This window comes from Herbaspirillum sp. CF444, assembly GCF_000282135.1.
In the GTDB taxonomy this organism is placed as follows: domain Bacteria; phylum Pseudomonadota; class Gammaproteobacteria; order Burkholderiales; family Burkholderiaceae_D; genus Herbaspirillum.
This window is the reverse complement of sequence record NZ_AKJW01000120.1, coordinates 1-4,163: the sequence shown is the minus strand read 5'-3', so window position 1 is coordinate 4,163 and position 4,163 is coordinate 1. Positions and strand designations below refer to the sequence as shown.

The 4,163-nt window shown below is 59.4% G+C and carries 3 protein-coding genes; all 3 read right to left on the bottom strand.

Annotation, left to right across the window (positions count from 1 at the left end; genetic code table 11):
* Nucleotides 1–147: 147 nt before the first annotated feature.
* The 3 genes from shiA to PMI16_RS24600 all read right to left on the bottom strand — a co-directional run bounded on the left by shiA (nt 148) and on the right by PMI16_RS24600 (nt 4,090).
* Nucleotides 148–1,497 (bottom strand): shikimate transporter, encoded by a 1,350-nt coding sequence (gene shiA / locus PMI16_RS24610; protein WP_007884657.1) that lies wholly within the window; start codon nt 1,495–1,497, stop codon nt 148–150.
* A gap of 27 nt (nt 1,498–1,524) precedes the next feature.
* Nucleotides 1,525–2,877, bottom strand: a complete 1,353-nt coding sequence (locus PMI16_RS24605) for an MFS transporter (RefSeq protein ID WP_007884656.1) — start codon at nt 2,875–2,877, stop codon at nt 1,525–1,527.
* A gap of 91 nt (nt 2,878–2,968) precedes the next feature.
* Nucleotides 2,969–4,090, bottom strand: a complete 1,122-nt coding sequence (locus tag PMI16_RS24600) for a porin (RefSeq protein ID WP_007884655.1) — start codon at nt 4,088–4,090, stop codon at nt 2,969–2,971.
* Between the last annotated feature and the right edge of the window lie 73 nt (nt 4,091–4,163).

The following is a 4,163-nucleotide window of genomic DNA, read 5'->3' as shown; positions in this document are numbered from 1 at the left end:
CGCAGGCGCGCAGCATGCTGCGCGAAACCCCTGCTACACCCTTGCCAGCACCCTTTCTGGGAAGAACGCATCTCACGCCTATTTATGAAATGAGTTCTAAAGCAGCACAAGATGCATCCCGGGCAGAACGCCGAGGGAGCAGCCTGTCTATGAGACCGGTTCTGCAAGTCGATTCCGGGCTGCATCGGGTTGCTGGATCGGCTTTCCCATTTGCATGCGTGAGGAAACGATTGCCGACAGCAAGCAACCGCCTGCCAGATAAGCGGCCACGATGTGCCATGAGCCATTGATGCCCAGCAAGGCTGTGGCGATAAAAGGGGTAAATCCGCCGCAGACCACGCTGGCGAATTGATAACCGACGCCGGCGCCGCTGTAGCGGTACTCGGCGCCGAAAAATTCGGTGAACAAGGGCTGCTGCACGCTGACCACCATATCGTGCGCAATATTTGCCAGCAGCACGGAAAAAATCACGATCCAGGCAACAGAACGGGCTTCCATTGCAAGAAAGAACGGCACGGAGGAAAGCAAGCCGATCAGCGCACCGGTCACATACACGCGCTTGAAGCCGATGCGATCGGCCAGCATCGCAAAAGCAGGAATGGTGATGCAACTTACTGCGCCGACCAGCAGGCTGATGTTCAGGAACAGGTCGCGCGACATGCCAAGATTCTTGGTCGAATAAGCCAGGGCGAAGGCGGTGACGATATACATCGTGAACATCTCCGCCATGCGCAGTGCAATGATCAGCAGGAAACTTTCAGGATGATTGCGCAAGGCCGCCAAAACCGGAATTTTCACCTTGCGCTCGCCATGCGAGCCGACCTTTTCGATGAATTCCTGTGATTCTTCCATGGTCGAGCGTATCCATGCCGCAATCAACACCAGCACGATGCTGACCAGGAAGGGAACGCGCCACCCCCATGCCATAAAGGCCTCGTTGCCCAACGTATGGGTGAGAATCGAGACCGCTCCTGTCGCCAGCACCAGTCCGACGCCATAACCGACTTGCACGCCGCTGCTGTAGAACGCCTTCTTCCCTTCCGGTGCGTTTTCAACCGCCATCAACGCCGCTCCGCCCCACTCGCCGCCAACCGCAAAACCTTGCAGGGCGCGCAGCACGACCAGCGCCAATGGCGCATACCAGCCGATGCTGGCGTAAGTAGGCAGCAGGCCGATCAACGCGGTCGAGACGCCCATCATGACCACGGTGATCACCAGCATGCGTTTTCTGCCGAGCCGATCGCCGAAATGGCCGAACACGATGCCGCCCAGCGGCCGGCACAGGAAGCCGACGCCAAAGGTGGCGAAGGCGGCCAGCGTGCCGATGGTCGGGCTGGCAGTAGGAAAAAACTGGCTGTTGAATACCAGGGCGGCAGTGATGCCGTAAAGCAGAAAATCATACCAATCGACGACTGCGCCGACGAAGCTGCCAAAGGCTGCTTTGCGCGCCTTGCTTCCGGTGGCGGCATGTTCTGTTGCGAGAATAATGGTCTTCATGATGGTCTCTTGATGGTTTGTATGCGCTTATTCCTTGCCCAGCTCATCCATCGGCGTGCGACAGGTTTCGCGCGCCGTGGCTGCTGAGAGCGCGGCGACAAGTGCGGCGGCGCTGACGAATATCGCTACCGGCATCCAGCCGTCGACGCCCGGTCGCAGGATCGCCGCACTGATGGTCGGCGCGAAACCGCCCACCGCAAAGCCGATCTGGGTGCCGATGGCCATGCCCGACAGGCGCACCGGCGTATCGAACATTTCACCATACAGCGACGGCCAGACGCCGTTGGCGGCACTGTACACCACCCCGGACAACAGCAGCCCCAGCACAAAGATGAGCGCGATATTGGCCTGGCTGATGCTCCACAGATAAGGCCAGATCAGACCGGCGCAGGCCAGCGCGCCAAAGATGAATACGGGTTTGCGGCCGATGCGGTCCGACAATGCCGCGAACGCCGGAATCGCCGCCAGCGCCACCACGTTTGCCAGGATCAATACCGTCAGCATGGTAGCCCGTGGAATATGCACGATATTGACGGCATAGGACAGCGTAAACACGCTGAAGATGGTGCTCACCACCGAGATCTGCGCACAAAAGATCACGCGCGCCAGGTTCTTCTTGTGATTGCGCAGCAGCACCATCAGCGGCAACTTGTTTTGCTGCTGGTTTTTTTCCTGTTCGAAAGCGGGCGTCTCAGGCAGGGTGCGGCGAACCCAGATCCCGACCATGACGACGATCGCGCTCAGGAAAAACGGAATGCGCCAACCCCATGCCAGTAACTGATCTTCGGGCAACGCGGAAATCGGCAGGAAAACCAGGGTCGCGAGAATCAGGCCGGCCTGGGTGCCGCTCAGCGTGAAGCTGGTGAAAAAAGCGCGCCGATGCGGCGGCGCATGCTCCAGCGTCATCGAATTGGCGCCGGCCTGTTCGCCTGCCGCCGACACGCCTTGCAGCATGCGCAGGATCACCAGCAGGATCGGGGCGCTGATGCCGATCTGAGCGTAAGTCGGCAGCAGTCCGATCAGGAAGGTGGAAATACCCATTGTCAATAAGGTGAAGGTGAGCACTTTTTTGCGGCCGTACCTGTCGCCGATATGGCCCAGCAGCACCGCGCCGACAGGCCGCGTGACGTAACCGACGCCAAAGGTGGCGAACGCCGCCACGGTAGCGGCAACCGGGTCGAACGATGGAAAAAATATCTTGCCGAACACCAGCGCCGCCGCGGTGCCGTAAATGAAAAAATCGTAATACTCGACCGCGCTGCCGATCCAGCTGGCCAGCGCTGCCTTGCGCGGCGAACGCGTAGCGGCTTGCGGCGCGGAGTTCGCGGTGCTGTCGGTATGCAAGTCCGGAATTTGTTTCGTTACTGTCGATGTAGACATGACGTCCTCGGTAATCCATGGGTTGATTTTTTCACGAAGAGAAGAAACTCTCTGCATGATGGCGTTCACATAGTGCGCGCGGACAGCGCTCTTAGAACCGGTGCAGGATGCCGGCTTGCAAACCGATCAGGCGTTTGCCGTTGATGTCTGCTCCCGCCAGGTTGGCAGCGGGTCCGGCGGAACCGCTGAAACGAAAACCGGCGTTGGCGCCGTTCTTCATGTAATTGGCGAAACCGTAGAGCGTGGTGCGCTTGGATAAATCGTAGTAAGTCCCAACGTTGCCGCCCCGTGCTCCTGAATCACGGTGCGACGTGTCCTGCATGACACCGTACAAGGCGCCGATCCGCCATTGCGGAGTGAGGCGATAGTCGGCCGATATCTGATAGATGTTGTACATCCGCAGTACGTCCGGATTGTTTCCCGCAAAGGCATTGTCGGGGATGCTGACATTGCTGAGGATGGCGGTGGCGTTGTTGCCGCTGGCATTGCTGGTCACGTTGTTGCTGCGCACGTAGGCGAAATAAAGCTTGCCCTGGCCGTAGTCGTAATCCGCATACAGGTTGTGATAAACCACCCGCTCTGAATAGAGCGCCTTCGCCGCCGGTTTCGCCCACAGCCCGGCGTAGCCTGCCCGATACGGTCCCTGGCTGTAATCCAGTCCGAGTTGATAGACGCCGCGCGCGCCCAGGCCCTCGCCCGCGGTTTCGGTCAATGCGTAATGTGCATCAAGCTGAAAGCCGGCCAGACGCGGCGACTTGTAGGAGAGGTCGTTGTCGTAGCGCGACGGCACGCCAAAGGTATTGATGACCGAACCGTAAGTAGTGCGTTCGGTGTAATCGATGGCGCCGCCGATGAAGAACGGGATGCTGTTCTGGCGTCCGATGCGGAACTCGCCCGCCGGCGTATTCATGCCGATCCATGCCTGGCGGTCGAACAAGCGGCTGGAGTCCGCCGCGCCGCCGGTATTGGCGTTCAAGCCTTGCTCCAGCGTGAACCTGGTCTGGTAACCGCCCCCCAGTTCTTCGATGCCGCGCAGGCCGAGGCGGCTGCGCAAGATGGCGCCGTCGTTGAGGCCGGTGACACTGGTTCCGCTGCTGCTGTGGATGTAACCCAGATATTGGTCTATATCGCCATATAACGTGACGTTGGCTTCGGCTTGCGCCAGTGCTGAGCAGCCGGCGAGACTGCAGGCAGCGACGAGTTTCCTCTTCATGACATCTCCATTGAATTTGTTTTTATGATTTATTACTGATGATGAGCTACGGCGGCGGCTGATCGGCCGCCGC

Bases quoted from the DNA above. Each gene is read 5' to 3' on its own strand.
- shiA (WP_007884657.1), bottom strand. From the start codon at position 1,497: ATGAAGACCATTATTCTCGCAACAGAACATGCCGCCACCGGAAGCAAG.
- PMI16_RS24605 (WP_007884656.1), bottom strand. From the start codon at position 2,877: ATGTCTACATCGACAGTAACGAAACAAATTCCGGACTTGCATACCGAC.
- PMI16_RS24600 (WP_007884655.1), bottom strand. From the start codon at position 4,090: ATGAAGAGGAAACTCGTCGCTGCCTGCAGTCTCGCCGGCTGCTCAGCA.